The following is a 15,294-nucleotide window of genomic DNA, read 5'->3' on the forward strand; positions in this document are numbered from 1 at the left end:
TCACTTCGCCATCATGTAGGTGTGGATGCTGAACATGATCCACAGCGACAGACCAACCAGCAGAACGATCACCAGGCCTGCGAACACAAACGCGATCACGTTCTCGCGCTGCTCTTTGGAGCGGTCCAGGTGCAGGAAGTACACCAGGTGAACCAGCACCTGAATCACCGCGAACGCCAGGACAATCATCAAGGTGATCGACTTCGGCAAGGTTGGGTACATCACCAGGCCGAACGGGATCAGAGTCAGGATGACCGACAGGATGAAGCCGATGGCGTAAGACTTTACGCTGCCGTGGCTCGAATCGTGGCTGTCATGGGAGTGTGCATTAGCCATTACAGAGTCCCCATCAAGTAAACGACGGTGAATACGCAGATCCAGACCACGTCCAGGAAGTGCCAGAACAGGCTCAGGCAGCTCAGGCGGGTCTTGTTGGTGTTGGTCAGGCCGTGCTTATTGACCTGATACATCATCACCGCCATCCACAGCAGGCCAGCGGATACGTGCAGACCGTGGGTGCCGACCAGCGTGAAGAACGCCGACAGGAAACCGGAACGGTGCGGGCCGTAGCCTTCGGAGATCAGCAGGTGGAACTCGTTGATCTCCATGCCGATGAAGCCCAGGCCGAACAGGAAGGTCAGGCCCAGCCAGCTCAGTACGCCTTTCTTGTTGCCCTTGTAGAAGGCCAACATGGCGAAGCCGTAGGTGATCGAACTGAACAACAGCAAGGCGGTTTCGCCGAGCACGTAAGGCAGTTCGAAGATGTCGTGGCCCGACGGGCCACCCGCTACGTTGTTTACCAGTACCGCGTACACCGCGAAGATCGACGCAAACAAGATGCAGTCGGTCATCAGGTAGAGCCAGAAACCGTAGACGGTTATCGGCCCCGAGTCGTGGTGGTGGTCATCGTGCCCATGGTCATCGACATGGGCGTGTCCAGCATTGGTCACTAAGTTCGACATGGTTTAAGCCTGTTCCAACGAGGTTTCTACACGGTTGGCCGGGATCTTCTTCTCGGCTACCAGGCGAGCGTGCTGCTCGGCTTCGATGCGTTCGATCGTTTCGACCGGCACCATGTAGCCTTGATCATCACGGGCAGCGTGAATGATGAAGTAACCGATAGTGCCCACCAGGCTCGCGATTGCCAGCCACCAGATGTGCCAGATCATCGCGAAACCGAACACGGTCAACAGCGCGCCCATCACCACGCCAGTGGCGGTGTTGTTTGGCATGTGGATCGGTTCGTAATGCTTGGGCTTCTGGTACGCAGTACCGTCTTCCTTGGCTTCGGTGAACGCATCAATGGTGTTCGCAGTAGGGATCACGGCGAAGTTGTAGAACGGTGGTGGCGACGAGGTCGACCATTCCAGGGTGTGGCCGTTCCATGGGTCGCCGGATTCGCACATGTTCTGCTTGCGATCACGCACGCTGACGTACAGCTGGATCAGCTGGCAGGCGATACCCACAGCGATCATCACCGCACCGAACATGGCAACGTACAGGTACGGTACCCACTCAGGGTTGGTAGTGGCGTTCAGACGACGGGTCATGCCCATGAAGCCCAGTGCATAGAGCGGCATGAACGCGACGAAGAAGCCCGAGATCCAGAACCAGAATGCAGCTTTGCCCCAGCCTTCGTGCAGCTTGAAGCCGAACGCTTTCGGGAAGTAGAAGCTGAAACCAGCGATGTAGCCGAATACCGCACCACCGATGATCACGTTGTGGAAGTGGGCGATCACGAACAGGCTGTTGTGCAGCACGAAGTCAGCACCTGGGATGGCCAGCAGTACGCCGGTCATGCCGCCGATGGCGAAGGTCACCATGAAGCCCAGGGTCCACAGGACCTGGCTGGTCATGCGCAGACGACCGTGGTAGATGGTGAACAGCCAGTTGAATAGCTTCACCCCCGTCGGGATGGAAATCAGCATCGTCGCCAGGCCGAAGAAGGCGTTGACGCTGGCCCCCGAACCCATGGTGAAGAAGTGGTGCAGCCACACCATGAAGCCCAGTACGGAGATCGCGCCCGATGCGTAGACCATCGAGTGGTGACCGAACAGGCGCTTGCCGGTAAAGGTCGAGATCACTTCGGAGAAGATACCGAACGCTGGCAGGATCAGGATGTACACCTCAGGGTGACCCCATGCCCAGAACAGGTTCACGTACATCATTGGATTGCCACCAAGTTCATTGGTGAAAATGTGGAAATCCAGGTAACGGTCAAGCGACAGCAGCGCCATGGTAGCGGCCAGGATCGGGAACGAAGCCACGATCAGCACGTTTGCCCAGGTGCAGGTCCAGGTGAAGATCGGCATGTCCATCAGTTTCATGCCAGGGGCGCGCATTTTCAGGACGGTGGCCAGGAAGTTGACCCCCGTCAATGTCGTCCCGAGCCCTGATAACTGTAGCGCCCAGATGTAGTAGTCCACACCCACGCCCGGACTGTACTGCAGCCCCGACAATGGCGGATACGCAACCCAACCGGTCTTGGCGAATTCGCCGACGCCCAGGGAAACGTTGATCAGCACCACGCCGGATACCAGCAGCCAGAAGCTCAGGGAGTTCAGGAACGGGTAGGCAACGTCACGCGCACCGATCTGCAGCGGCAAGGCAAGGTTCATCAAGCCGGTGAAGAAAGGCATCGCCATGAAGATGATCATGATCACACCGTGGGCGGTGAAGATCTGGTCATAGTGTTCAGGTGGCAGGTAGCCAGGCGAACCCTCGGTGGCCATGGCCAACTGGGTACGCATCATGATGGCGTCGGCAAAACCACGCAGCAGCATGACCATGGCAACGATGACGTACATGACGCCGATTTTCTTGTGGTCGACCGAGGTCAACCACTCGGTCCACAGGTAGGACCACTTCTTGAAATAGGTGATACCCGCAACCAGCGCCAAACCACCCAGCGCGATCATGGCGATAGTCACCATTACGATCGGCTCGTGGAATGGGACCGCGTCCCAACTTAATTTACCAAACATCGTTTACTCCTCTGCCCCAGCAGTTGAATGCGCGCCCGTATCAGAACCTTCAACCACGGCCACTTCTTTCTTCTCGTGCTTGACCGGCTTGCCTGGCTTCATACCTTCGTACTTGTCGACGATTTTCTGAAACAGGTCCGGCTCATACGCGGAGTACAAGGCGACAGGGTTGTTCTGGCTCGGTTTGGTCAGAGCGTCGTATTCAGCTTGATCAAGCTGTTTAGGTGCGGCCTTGACTGCAGCTACCCAGGCGTCGAAATCTTCCTGGCTTGTCGAGATCGCTTTGAATTTCATGCCGGTGAAGCCAGCGCCGCTGTAGTTGGCGGAGATGCCTTCCATTTCAGCTTTCTGGTTGGCGATCAGGTGCAGGCGGGTCTGCATGCCTGCCATCGCGTAGATCTGGCCACCCAGTGCAGGGATGAAGAACGAGTTCATCACGGCGTCGGAGGTGATCCGGAAGTTAAGCGGGGTGTGCTCCGGGAAGCGGATCTCGTTGACAGTGGCGATACCCAGGTCCGGGTAGATGAACAGCCACTTCCAATCCAGCGCGACCACTTGGATGTTCACAGGCTTGACGTCGGATTCCAGCGGACGGTACGGGTCCAGCGCGTGGGTCGACTTATAGGTGATGTAACCCAGGGCGATGATGATGAGGATCGGAACCAGCCACACCGCGATCTCGATCTTGGTGGAGTGCGACCACTTCGGCGCGTAGGTAGCGCTGGTGTTGGACGCGCGGTATTTCCAGGCGAAGGCGAAGGTCATCACGATCACAGGCACCACAACCAGCAGCATCAGCAGGGTAGCGGTGATGATCAGGTTTCGTTCATCCAGACCGACCTGTCCTTTTGGGTCGAGCAAGGTCCACTTGCAGCCTCCCAGCATTAACATCATGCCAAGCAGCGGCAAAAAGCCTAGTAATCGGGGGTACCTGTTTTTACTCATCTCACGACCTCTAAAGCAGCTTGCGCAATGCAGTTGGGTTTTGATCGCCAACACTTCACCCTGCCAAGGGTTGGCATTTCTCTTCGATTGAATAAGAGCCTGCCCGACACGTCATGACTGTACGTTTCACGGACCTGCAGTGAGTTCTTATTCGATTTCGTGGCTAAAGGCCTTGTTACAGACCAATTCCATTTGGTGCGGATAGTTGAAAGGCTGCCGGAACCTGGGGTCGCATTGAGCCTTCCATCTGCTCCTCGACCGCTCCAATGCTCAAATATTGAACAGCACCGGACATTCAGTGCGGGCGATTGTAGTTAGCTAGCGATGTATAAACCATGTCTTATAAAGAAATAATTTTTATCGATTCCAGCAACAATCCTTCACCAAAGTTGCAAAGATTCGCGATCTTATCGTGTTCGATTCTCAACAAAAACCACAAAAATTGCCGTGTTATTGGGCACAGTGCCACTTCCCTTACGGCTTGTAAGGGCATGCGGATGCCGTCCAAGTCCCCATAAAACAAGGCATTCATAGAGGCTGCAGGGGTTGGGGCCGCACACAAATCGGGCCACCGCCCGAACCACGAACTGACAGCACAATTTGTGCGCCGGGTGCAAATTTAAGGGCCGATTTGGCGGGTCAGAAACGTCCTGCGACAGCGTCCGTGTGACAACATGTCGCACGCTGCGCGCACCTTCCGTTGCCCCTCGTCACGGTGCTTTCACAAATCCCTACAAACAAAAACGCTCCGGCCTTCATTCAGAAGGAACGGAGCGTTTGGCAACCGCAGTGACTCAGGCTTTGGGGTGACGGTTGCGATAGATGCACAGGGGCACCAGGATCGCCGTCAGCACGAATGCCACCAGCGCCCATTGGGCCAGGGACAGGCCGAGGATCGGCGGGTAGGGGGTGCTGCAGAAGCCGTCGACCTGGAAGCCCAGGGGAAACACTTTGGCCAGGGGCAGGTCATCGACGATCGGCTGCAACACATCGATGCCGCAGCTGACCTGAGGGAAGAACTGGGTGTACACATGATGGCCGGCCGCAGCCACGCCACCCAAGGCGCTGAGCACCACCAACCCTTCGAAGAACGTCAGCGCGCCCTTGGTACGCATGGCGGCGCCAATGAACGCGAAGAGCGCAATCAGCAGCAAGGCGTAGCGTTGCAGAATGCACAGCGGGCACGGTGCTTCGCCCAGCACCACTTGCATGTACAGCGCCCCGCCAATCAGCGCCAGGCAGATGATGCCCAGCAACACCAGAAAGCGCCGCTCCCTGCCTAAACGCATGTCGTCAATCATCCCCGTCTTTCCCTTTCTCTGATTATGGTTGTGCCTGATGGCAACAAGTTTACACACAGGCAGTGGTTAAAACAGAGAGGGGTTAACTGCGGATTAATCGTGAGCAATAGAGGGCAAAATGTGGGAGCGGGCTTGCTCGCGAAGGCGGAGCACCAGAGACACATGTAGTGACTGACACACCGCTTTCGCGAGCAAGCCCGCTCCCACATTTTGGACAGTGTTGTTGCTAGGGGGGATTATTCCAGCGCCGCCGCCGGGCCAAAGAACTCATAGCGCGCCTGCTCCTGCGGCACACCCAGCGCCTTGAGATGCCGCTTGATCGCCGCCATGAAGCCCTTGGGTCCCAGGAAATAAGCATCAATGTCGCGCTGCTCGGGCAACCAGGCTGCCAGTTGCTCCTGGTTGAGCATGCCGACCTTGTCTGCCGCCGGGCTGATGCCGTCATCCTCGGCGTAGCAGTAGAAACGCTTGAGCTGCGGATGCTGGGCCGCCAGGGCGTCCACCCAGTCACGGAACGCATGCACCCCGCCGTTACGGGCGCAATGGATGAAGTGCACCGGGCGCTCGGTTGCCAGGGCGGCTTCGAGCATCGGCAATGTGGGCGTAATCCCTACCCCACCGCTGATCAGCACCAGCGGTTTATCACTGGCGGCCAGGGTGAACTCGCCCGATGGCGGGAACAGGTCAATGGTCGCGCCGACATGCATCTGGTCATGCAGGTAATTGGAGACCCGCCCACCCGCTTCGCGCTTGACGCTGATGCGGTACAGGCCAGTGTCGGTGAGGGCCGACAGGGAATAGTTGCGACGCACTTCTTCGCCATCAAGCACCAGTTTCAGGCCGATGTACTGGCCGGGCGCGGCCGCAAGGATCGGGCCGTTGTCTACCGGGGCGAAGTAGAAGGAGATGATCTCGTCGCTCTCCTCCACGCGCTTGACCAACAGGAACGCCCGCGCCCCCCGCCAGCCGCCGGGCGCCTGGGCTTTTTCGTCGTAGATGGCCGCTTCGGCGCCGATCAGAATGTCTGCCAACTGGCCGTAGGCCGCGCCCCAGGCACTCATGACCTCGGGGGTGGCAATCTCGCTGCCCAGCACTTCAGAAATAGCCCGCAGCAGGCAGGCCCCAACGATGGGGTAATGCTCCGGCAGAATCTGCAAGGCCACGTGCTTGTTGATGATCTTGGCCACCAGGTCGCCCAGTTGGTCCAACTGGTCGATATGCCGCGCGTACATCAGCACGCCATTGGCCAGGGCGCGAGGCTGGTCACCGCTGGCCTGGTGGGCCTGGTTGAACAGCGGGCGCACCTCGGGGTACTCGGACAGCATCATGCGATAAAAATGGGTGATCAGCGCTTCGCCGCCGCTTTCCAGCAGGGGCACGGTAGATTTGATGATTGCACGGTCTTGGGCACTAAGCATGGGAGACTCCTAGGTCTTCTTACTGATTGCCTTAAAGCAGTCAGTAATCATGCCAACTTATAAATCCTTTATTTTCAACAAGTTAAATATTATGTAGTCAGTATGACCTCCTACACTTTATAGTCATAAGGACTACAAGGAGTCATTATGACTGCACAACCCCTACTCACCACCTTGCTGCCGTTGGTCGCTGACCTGTCCCGGGACTTGCCCGAAGGCGAGCGCTACCGACGCCTGCTGCAAGCCATGCGCGCCCTGCTGCCCTGCGACGCCGCCGCGTTGTTACGCCTGGATGGCGAGTGGTTGGTGCCGTTGGCGGTGGACGGCTTGAGCGCCGATACCTTGGGCCGACGCTTCAAGGTCAGCGAACATCCGCGCTTCGAGATCCTGCTGAGCAGCCCCGGCCCTACCCGCTTCGACAGTGACAGCGAATTGCCCGACCCTTATGACGGCCTGGTCGCCGGCTTGCACGGCCACTTGGAAGTGCACGACTGCATGGGCTGCCCGCTGTTTATCGACGACCAGCCCTGGGGCCTGCTGACCCTGGACGCCCTCGATACCGAGCGGTTTGAACGGGTCGAGCTGGACGCCCTGCAAGCCTTCGCCAGCCTTGCCGCGGCCACCGTCAACGTGGCTGAACGCATCGAGCGCCTGGCGCTGCGGGCCGAAGACGAGCACCAGCGCGCCGAGATCTATCGCCAGGCCAGCGGCCAGCAGCACAAGGAAATGATCGGCCAGAGCAAAGCGCACAAGCGCCTGGTGGAGGAAATCAAGCTGGTCGGCGGCAGCGACCTGACCGTGCTGATTACCGGCGAAACCGGGGTCGGCAAGGAGTTGGTGGCCCAGGCGATCCACGCCGCCTCTTCGCGCGCCGACAAACCGCTGATCAGCCTCAACTGCGCCGCCCTGCCCGAGACGTTGGTCGAAAGCGAACTATTCGGGCATGTGCGCGGCGCCTTTACCGGCGCGCTGAACGAGCGCCGAGGCAAGTTCGAACTGGCCAATGGCGGCACCTTGTTCCTGGATGAAGTGGGGGAGTTGTCGTTGACCGTGCAGGCCAAGTTGCTGCGCGTGCTGCAAAGCGGCCAGTTGCAGCGACTGGGCTCGGACAAGGAACACCAGGTGGACGTGCGCCTGATTGCCGCCACCAACCGCGACCTCGCCGAAGAGGTGCGCAATGGCCGCTACCGCGCCGACTTCTACCACCGTTTGAGCGTCTACCCGCTGCAAGTGCCGGCGCTGCGCGAGCGCGGGCGGGATGTGCTGCTGTTGGCGGGCTTCTTCCTTGAACAGAACCGTTCGCGCATGGGCCTGGGCAGCCTGCGCCTGACCGGCGATGCCCAGGCGGCGCTGCTGGCCTACAACTGGCCCGGCAATGTGCGCGAGCTGGAGCACTTGATCGGGCGCAGCGCGTTGAAAGCCCTGGGCAACTGCCGCGAGCGCCCGAAGATTCTCAGCCTGAGCGCCCTGGACCTGGACTTGCCCGACGTGAGTACGGCGGTGGCCGAACAAGCACCGACCCAAGCCCTCCCGGTGGTCAGCGGCGACCTGCGCCAGGCCACCGAGCATTACCAGCGCCAACTCATCAGCGCCTGCCTGGAACGCCACCAGCACAACTGGGCCAGCGCCGCCCGCGAACTGGGCCTGGACCGCGCCAACCTGGGGCGCATGGCTAAGCGGCTGGGCCTCAAATAAAGCAGGCACCTCAGTCAAATATGGGGGCTGTAGCAGCCAACGGTAACCACGATGCGAAGCGAGTCGCTCTTGATCTTGATCTGCTTTTGATCTCAAGCGCCCCGTCAAACCACGCTGGCCGGAATTCGACAGTGATTTGGGGGGTAAACCGGCAGGGATGCCGATTTAGCCGCCCCGCGCCATGGATGGCGCGTGGCGGCGGCCCCCCAAATCACTGGCGGATTACGGGCACACCGAGCCTAAGCGAGGTGCCGAGTGGTGGGGCGAGGACCTTTTGGTTACTTTTGGGTCCTTCCAAAAGTGACCCGCCGTCAGGGCGGAACCCTAAGCGGCCGTTACCGCAGCAATGGATATACACACAATCCAACGGTGTCGACTGTCAGGCCGCCTTCGCGAGCAAGCCCGCTCCCACAGTTGGATCGCGGGGTGTCTGGTAGATAAGCGTTGCCGCTATCGCAGGCAAGCCAGCTCCCTCATTCAGACCCGGCTAGCCTTGAGGCCCGGCACAATGGCCCGAGGCTTCCGAAACACCAGCACATTCCCCAGCATCACCAGCACCAGCCCCATCAACGCCGGCGCCGTCCACTGGTAGCCCTCGGCGAATGCGGACACATTCAGCGCCACCACCGGAAACAGCACCGTGCAATACGCCGCTTTCTCCGGCCCCATGCGGCCCACCAGAGTGAGGTAAGCGGTAAAGCCAATCACCGAGCCCGGGATCACCAGGTACCACAGCGCACCGATATACCGTGCACTCCAGTCCATCTCGAAGGGAATGCCACGCACCGCGCAATAGGTCGCCAGCATCGCCGCCCCATAGGCCATGCCCCAAGCATTGGTGGTCAGCGGCTTGAGCCCGGCCTTCTGTTGCAGGCTGGACAGCAGGTTGCCCGCCGAGAAGCACAGGGTGCCCAGCAGCGCCAAGCCCAGGCCCAGCAAGGTTTGCGGGCTGGCGGTATGCCCAACCAGCTCCGGCCAGAACAAAAAGCCCAGCCCCAGCAGCCCAAGCGCGCCGCCCATCAGCACGTTGCGCGCCACCCGCTGGCCGAAAAACACCCGGGCATTGAGCGCGTTCCACAAGGTCGCCGTGGAAAACACCACCGCCACCAGGCCACTGGGGATCCATTGGCTGGCGGTGAGAAAGCACATGAAGTTGACGCAGAACAGGCACAGCCCCTGCGCCAGGCAGATCAGGTGCCCGCGCCGGTTCATCGCCTGCAACTTGCGGCTGAGCAGCAACAGCACGAACAGCACCAGGGCGGCCAAGCCGAAGCGATAGACAATCGACACAGGAATCGCCACCACGCCCAACTGCCATTTGAGGGCGATCCAGGTGGTGCCCCAGATGAGCACCGTGAGTAGATACAGGAAAAGATTCATAGCCGGCTCCGTCGATTGAGCCACAGTGTGGCCTTCACCCCCTCGCAGGCTCTTGCACATTCTTGCGCTTTTGTCGGGCGATGGGCTCACAGCGCCAGCGGTGGAGCGTAGGATGCAAGGAGTCGGAGAACACACCATGCCAGAGCTGCAATCGCTGCACGTCTTCCAAGCCCTCAACCGCTCGCCCCACGCACGCTTGCAAGCCTGCGCCGAGCTCGGTGACGGATTGGCTGCGGCCGTGTGGAGCAACCACCATGACGCCCAGGATTACCAGGCCCCCAGCCATCACACCTTGTCCTGCTACATCGGCGGCGGCACGGGCACCTTTCGGCGTGATCAGCCTGGCGTCAAGGGCGGCCCCGACAAACTGTGCATCCTGCCGGCCGAGCATCAGTCGGCCTGGGTGATCAATGGCGATATTCGCCTGGCCCACCTGTATTTCAGCCCGGAACAATTTGCCCTCGGCTGCGTCACCCTGCTGGACCGTGAGCCACGGGAGTTGCAATTGCGTGAGGGCACCTTCCTTGAAGACCCCTTCCAGGCCCGGCGTTTTCACCAGTTGGTCAGCCTCAACTGGCACGAGCCCGGCGAGCGACTGCTGACGAGCAGCCTGGCCCATGAACTGCTCAGCCATACCTTGCTCAGCCAGGTCGGCGCCCGCGAAGGCTTGCGCTTGAAAGGCGGTTTGGCCGCGCACCAACGGCGGCGGTTGGTGGAGTACATCGACCAGCATGGGGAAGACGCCATCAGCCTCGGCCAATTGGCCGCCATGTGTGCGCTGTCCGAATACCATTTCGCCCGGATGTTCCGCCAGAGCTTCGGTGTGCCGCCCCATCAGTACCTGCTGGCACGACGTCTGGCGCGAGCGCAAAACCTGCTGCGCAGCAGTGCTTTAGCGATCAGTGAGGTGGCCTTGCTGTGCGGTTTTTCCAGCGCCAGCCATTTCAATCAGCGCTTTCGCCACGCCATGGGCGCCACGCCGAGCCAATACCGCCAGGCATTCTGCGCCTAGACCATCAAGCCCAACGTCTTCGCCTTGGCCACCGCCTGGGTGCGTCGTTCTACCCCGAGTTTGCTGTGGATACGCCGCGCATGCGTCTTGACGGTGTGCAGGGAGATATACAGCCGATCGGCGATTTCCAGGTTGGAGTTGCCCAGGGCGATCAGTTGCAGCACCTCCAGTTCACGCTGGCTCAGCGGGTTCTGCGCCGCCCCGGCAGGCGCGGCCTGGGGCTCCAGGCCCAGCTCGCTTAAAAGCCCCGGCGCGCGCAAACGCAACTCGCGGACCGCCTGCTGCACCTGGCAGCGCTCCGCCAGCGCCAAGCCAGCTTGCAGCGACCGGCGCGCCAACGCCGGGTCGCCGAGTTGCCAGGTCACTTCACCCACCACCAGGTGCAATTCGGTTTCCAGGCACAGCATGCCGCGTTGCCGTGAGGTGTCGAGCAAGGCATTGAGCCGTGCGATGGGTTGCTCGGCACAGCCCAGCTTGACCTCGGCCAGCACCAGCAAATATTCCAGGCGCGGGATCAGTTCCAAGGTGGCCGGCGGTGCCTGCTTGGCGCAAGGCCCGCGAAAGTGGCGCAACACCCGGCGCACGGCTTGCACCGTCAATTCGGCGCGGCCTTGCTGCAACCAGAAGTGCCCGCTGACCAACAGCAGTACCGCGCGGTACACCGTGTCGGGCACATGGCGCTGCTGCATCAGGCGCTCGGCGTCGCGCAATTGAATGAACGCCTGGGCGTAGTCGCCACGATTGGCAGCCAACAGCGCCAGGCCCAGAAAGCCATACAGCACGCGCTTGTCCTGGCTCTGCTGGCACATGCTCAAGCCAGCCTCGAAACATTCGGCAGCCAGGCCGTCCTGGCCTTGACGCAAGGCCAGATGCCCGCGCCGCAGGACAATACGCCCCACCAACGGCCCGGCGGTGAGCCGTTGCCCGGCCAACATCGCTTGCACCGTTTCCAACAGGCTTTGCGCCCGGTACGGCGCGCCACGCTGTTCCAACAACTGGGCGTGATCCAACTCCAGCAGGGCCTCCAATACCAGCGAACCGTGGGACCGAGCCAGGCACAGCGCTTCACGGTTCAAACGTTGGGCGGCCTCCAACTCACCGCGCAGCAAGGCTTGCTGGGTCAGGCCCGACAGGCACATCAGACGCGATGTCCAGGCGCTGTCGGGCAGCGCTTGCAGGGCTTCAAGAAAATGCTCGCTGGAGCGTTCAGCATCGCCGCTCAAATGCAGCAACCAGCCCCATTGCGCCTGCCAGCGCGCCAGCAGATAGCGTTGCGCGGCGGCCGTCGGTTGCGGGGCAAAGCGGGCCAGTTGCTCGATGCACAAGGCTGCCTGTTCGAAGCGCCCGGCAAACAACAACGCGGCCGTGAGCAGCCCCACCAACTGCGCCGAGCCCAACATCAATTCGTCGCCCTGCTGTTCATGCAGGCGCAACAGCAGCACGGCGTTCTGCTGGCGAAACAGGTCCTCGAAACTGAAGTGCTGCAACAGGTTCACCGCCACTTCATATTCCTGCGCCAGCAATGCCTGCTCGAAGGCAGCTTGCCAGTCGCGCTCGGCGCTGAACCATTGGCAGGCGCGGCGGTGCCACGAACGCTTGGCCGGCCAGGGTTCGTCGCGCAGCAGTCGCGTCAGCGGTGCAAACACCTGCAGCCAGTCGCCGGTGCCTTCCCAGGGCTGGATAAATGCACCGAGTGCTTGTAGCTCGCGCAGGTACTGTTCGCCGTCACCATGGCCGAACAGGTGTTCACACAAGCCTGGGTTGAAGCGTGGCAGGTGGGCCAATACGTGCCAGGCTTCGACCAATGGCGCCGGCAAGGTACTGAAGAGTTCGTGTTGCAGGTAATCCAGCAAGGTCTTGTCGGGGTGGTTATCGCCCAGCGCGGCGATGCGTACACCGGCACACCAACCGCCGCTGAACTGCATCACGCTGTCACCGCTCTGCCCTGGGGCGAGCAGTGCCTGGACCTCCGCAGCGTTGAACGACAACTCACTGCATTCCAGCAATTCGTCCTCCAGCAACAGGCGCGGCCAGTTGCACACCGGGCGCCGCCGCGCACCCAGCCACCACGTCAGTTGCGCACTGCTGGCGCTGAGCAGACGGTCGAGCAACGCGTCCAATTCGGGGGCCGGCAGGCGGCAGAAATCATCCAGAAACAGCCACACAGGCTTGGGCCAGTGGCTGAGGTCGAGCAATAAGGTGGCTTCATCGACAAACACCAGGCCCAGGTGCTGCGCCAGCCGTGTGCACAACTCCAACGGGCTGAGTGCTGCGCCATGGAGCGGCACCCAATGAACCTGGCACCCCGCCGGCGCCTGCAGTGCACACTCGGCGAGCAGTGCACTCTTGCCACTGCCAGCGGGCGCGCACAGCAACTTCACACGCGCCTGCGCCGCGAGCAAAGGCTGTGACAAGCGCGGACGCAACAGGTGGTGGGCGGACAGCCGTGGCATGCATCCAGGACGGTCCAGGCAGCGGGTCATGGCGGTCATTGCTGCATCCTGCTGTTTTTATTGTTGCGTCACCCTAGACCTGTGGTTGGCGGTTGTTGAAGAAGTATTCAGCGGGGTGATTGAAGACCATAAAAATCGCGGTGGACACCATTCGGTGTGGGAGCTGGGTTGCCTGGGATGGCCATCGGTATCTACACCACTTCGGTACGACGCTGATCCTGTGGCGGCCTGATAGCCGACGCTGATCTGGCTGACGCGCCGCGGTCCAAATGTGTGCTGGCTTGCCTGCGAAGACGGCCTAACAGTCAACACAGTTGGACCGGGTACATATCCGTTATTTAGGTAACGGCCACTTAGGGTTCCGCCCTGACGGCGGCTCACTTTTGAACAGCGCAAAAGTAAGCAAAACGCTCTTGCCCCACCACTCGGCACCTCGCCGGGGCTCGGTGTGCCCGTAATCCGCCAGTGATTTGAGGGGCCGCCGCCACGCGCCATCCATGGCGCGGGGCGGCTAAACCGGCATCCCTGCCGGTTTACCCCCCAAATCACTGTCGAATTCCGGCCAGCGTGGTTTGACGGGGCGCCTGAGATCAAGATCAAAAGCAGATCAAGAGCAAGATCAAGAGCGGCTCGCTTCGCATCGTGGTTACCGTTGATTGCGACAGCGTTGATCCCTATGGCTAATGCAGGCAAGCCAGCTCCCACATTTTCAACCTCACTTCGATGCGGAGTCAGCGAACGCCCTCCGTCCTCAGTGCCGCCGGGGTGTAGTCCGCCGCCTTGGCCGCGAAGCCGAACACGAAACTGCTTTTCTCTTCGTTCTTCATGCCTAGCGCGATGTAGCGCCCGGCAATCAAGTCGTACAGGGTTTCCACGGTGTAGGCCGGCACCTGGTGGTCGTAGTAGAACTGCGCATGGCCTTCGGCGACGCGCCACAGTTGGCCGCGGCCGTCGTAGTGGTCCACCAGCGCGACTTGCCAGCTGTCTTCGTCGATGTACATGTGGCGCTTGGCGTAGATGTGCCGCTCGCTGGGTTTGACGGTGCCGACCACTTCCCACACGCGGTGCAGTTCGTAACGGGTCAGGTCCTGGTTGATGTGCCCGGCCTTGATGATGTCGTCGTACTTGAGGCTCGGCGAGTCGAGCTTGTAGCTGTTGTAGGGGATGTACATCTCCTTCTTGCCCACCAGTTTCCAGTCATAACGGTCGGGCGCGCCGGAGAACATGTCGAAGTTGTCGGTGGTGCGCAGGCCGTCGGAGGCGGTGCCCGGGCCGTCGTAGGACACCTGCGGCGCGCGCCGCACACGGCGCTGGCCGGCGTTGTAGATCCAGGCCAGGCGCGGTTCCTTCACCTGGTCGAGGGTTTCATGCACCAGCAGCACGTTACCCGCCAGCCGCGCCGGGGCGGTGACCGATTGCTTGAAATAGCTGAGTACGTTGGCGGCCTTGGCCGGGTCGATATCCGGGATGGCTTGCGGCACCGCCACTTCCTCTTCGAAACGGATCGGCGTGTAGCTGCCATTGGTCTGGGGCGTGGCCTGGGTGATGATGCGCCGCAGGTTGCCGCCGTGGTAACGGGTGATGTGGTTCCACAGCACCTCCACACCATTCTTCGGGATGGGGAACGCGTAGTAACGGTTACCGGTGAAGTTCTCCAGGCCGTTGCCATCGTTGATCGCCTTCACATTCACGGCGCTGCGCTTGATCGACTCGTAAATGTCCGCCGGCAAGTTGACCGTGCGGTGGCTGGGGTATACCGGGATTTTGTAGGTTTCTGGGTAGCGCTTGAACATTGCCACTTGGCCGTCGGAGAGTTTGTCCTTGTACTTGTCCACCGTGGCGGCGGTGATCACGAACAGCGGTTTTTCGTTGGCGAAGGGGTCAGCCAGGAAGCCCTTGCTGTCCACTGCGCCGGCGTTTTTCGGGATACCGCCGGTCCAGGCCGGGATCGAGCCATCGGCGTTGCCGGCTTTTTCGGCGCCGACCGGGGTGAGGGTAGTGCCGAGCTTGGCGGCTTCTTCGGGCGATACCGCCGCCATTACGTTGGCGGCCAATACGCTCAGGGCCAACACTGCAATCATCTTACGCATAGGGTCTTGTCCTTCT

General features: G+C 60.9%; 11 protein-coding genes. 2 read left to right on the plus strand and 9 right to left on the minus strand.

Going from position 1 to position 15,294, the window contains the following annotated elements:
* The 6 genes from cyoD to hmpA form a co-directional block, all read right to left on the minus strand.
* The gene (gene cyoD, locus N2A98_RS22065) at positions 1-336 is read right to left on the minus strand and encodes a cytochrome o ubiquinol oxidase subunit IV (protein ID WP_003194051.1); all 336 of its coding nucleotides are present in this window, start codon (positions 334-336) and stop codon (positions 1-3) included.
* Positions 336-962: a cytochrome o ubiquinol oxidase subunit III gene (locus N2A98_RS22070; RefSeq protein WP_003194052.1), complete on the minus strand. Its 627-nt coding sequence runs from the start codon at positions 960-962 to the stop codon at positions 336-338. Before N2A98_RS22070 ends, cyoD begins: the two co-directional genes overlap by 1 nt.
* 3 nt (positions 963-965) lie before the next feature.
* Positions 966-2,984: a cytochrome o ubiquinol oxidase subunit I gene (cyoB, locus tag N2A98_RS22075; RefSeq protein WP_003194053.1), complete on the minus strand. Its 2,019-nt coding sequence runs from the start codon at positions 2,982-2,984 to the stop codon at positions 966-968.
* 3 nt (positions 2,985-2,987) lie between these two features.
* Positions 2,988-3,929, minus strand: a complete 942-nt coding sequence (cyoA, locus tag N2A98_RS22080) for a ubiquinol oxidase subunit II (RefSeq protein ID WP_003194054.1) — start codon at positions 3,927-3,929, stop codon at positions 2,988-2,990.
* A gap of 794 nt (positions 3,930-4,723) precedes the next feature.
* A complete protein-coding gene (locus N2A98_RS22085; RefSeq protein WP_003194055.1) occupies positions 4,724-5,230 on the minus strand; it encodes a disulfide bond formation protein B in 507 nt (168 codons plus the stop codon).
* A 236-nt stretch (positions 5,231-5,466) separates the two neighbouring features.
* On the minus strand, positions 5,467-6,648 hold the full coding sequence (hmpA, locus tag N2A98_RS22090; RefSeq protein WP_044268327.1) for an NO-inducible flavohemoprotein: 1,182 nt from the start codon (positions 6,646-6,648) through the stop codon (positions 5,467-5,469).
* Positions 6,649-6,795: 147 nt separating this feature from the next.
* On the opposite strand from hmpA, the gene norR reads away from it, so the two are divergent.
* Positions 6,796-8,343: a nitric oxide reductase transcriptional regulator NorR gene (norR, locus tag N2A98_RS22095; RefSeq protein ID WP_069557300.1), complete on the plus strand. Its 1,548-nt coding sequence runs from the start codon at positions 6,796-6,798 to the stop codon at positions 8,341-8,343.
* Between the two features lie 477 nt (positions 8,344-8,820).
* On the opposite strand, the gene N2A98_RS22100 is transcribed toward norR, so the two are convergent.
* Positions 8,821-9,723, minus strand: coding sequence for a DMT family transporter (locus N2A98_RS22100; RefSeq protein WP_047711745.1), 903 nt, complete (start codon positions 9,721-9,723; stop codon positions 8,821-8,823).
* Between the two features lie 136 nt (positions 9,724-9,859).
* On the opposite strand from N2A98_RS22100, the gene N2A98_RS22105 reads away from it, so the two are divergent.
* Complete coding sequence (locus N2A98_RS22105) at positions 9,860-10,735, plus strand: AraC family transcriptional regulator (RefSeq protein ID WP_275623631.1); 876 nt, start codon at positions 9,860-9,862, stop codon at positions 10,733-10,735.
* Here the strand turns inward: N2A98_RS22105 and N2A98_RS22110 are convergent.
* Together N2A98_RS22110 and N2A98_RS22115 are read right to left on the minus strand one after the other, a co-directional pair.
* A complete protein-coding gene (locus N2A98_RS22110; protein ID WP_275622645.1) occupies positions 10,732-13,227 on the minus strand; it encodes a LuxR C-terminal-related transcriptional regulator in 2,496 nt (831 codons plus the stop codon). The genes N2A98_RS22105 and N2A98_RS22110 overlap by 4 nt on opposite strands.
* A 692-nt stretch (positions 13,228-13,919) precedes the next feature.
* Positions 13,920-15,278 carry a DUF1329 domain-containing protein gene (locus N2A98_RS22115; protein WP_047711748.1) on the minus strand — a complete coding sequence of 453 codons (1,359 nt, stop codon included), beginning with the start codon at positions 15,276-15,278 and terminating at the stop codon, positions 13,920-13,922.
* Positions 15,279-15,294 lie beyond the last annotated feature (16 nt).

The organism is Pseudomonas sp. FJ2-5-13 (assembly GCF_029201605.1).
GTDB lineage: Bacteria > Pseudomonadota > Gammaproteobacteria > Pseudomonadales > Pseudomonadaceae > Aquipseudomonas > Aquipseudomonas lactis.

Excerpts from the sequence above, each read along its gene's own strand:
- cyoD (WP_003194051.1), bottom strand. The coding sequence starts at position 336 with ATGGCTAATGCACACTCCCATGACAGCCACGATTCGAGCCACGGCAGC.
- N2A98_RS22070 (WP_003194052.1), bottom strand. The coding sequence starts at position 962 with ATGTCGAACTTAGTGACCAATGCTGGACACGCCCATGTCGATGACCAT.
- cyoB (WP_003194053.1), bottom strand. The coding sequence starts at position 2,984 with ATGTTTGGTAAATTAAGTTGGGACGCGGTCCCATTCCACGAGCCGATC.
- cyoA (WP_003194054.1), bottom strand. The coding sequence starts at position 3,929 with ATGAGTAAAAACAGGTACCCCCGATTACTAGGCTTTTTGCCGCTGCTT.
- N2A98_RS22085 (WP_003194055.1), bottom strand. The coding sequence starts at position 5,230 with ATGATTGACGACATGCGTTTAGGCAGGGAGCGGCGCTTTCTGGTGTTG.
- hmpA (WP_044268327.1), bottom strand. The coding sequence starts at position 6,648 with ATGCTTAGTGCCCAAGACCGTGCAATCATCAAATCTACCGTGCCCCTG.
- norR (WP_069557300.1), top strand. The coding sequence starts at position 6,796 with ATGACTGCACAACCCCTACTCACCACCTTGCTGCCGTTGGTCGCTGAC.
- N2A98_RS22100 (WP_047711745.1), bottom strand. The coding sequence starts at position 9,723 with ATGAATCTTTTCCTGTATCTACTCACGGTGCTCATCTGGGGCACCACC.
- N2A98_RS22105 (WP_275623631.1), top strand. The coding sequence starts at position 9,860 with ATGCCAGAGCTGCAATCGCTGCACGTCTTCCAAGCCCTCAACCGCTCG.
- N2A98_RS22110 (WP_275622645.1), bottom strand. The coding sequence starts at position 13,227 with ATGACCGCCATGACCCGCTGCCTGGACCGTCCTGGATGCATGCCACGG.
- N2A98_RS22115 (WP_047711748.1), bottom strand. The coding sequence starts at position 15,278 with ATGCGTAAGATGATTGCAGTGTTGGCCCTGAGCGTATTGGCCGCCAAC.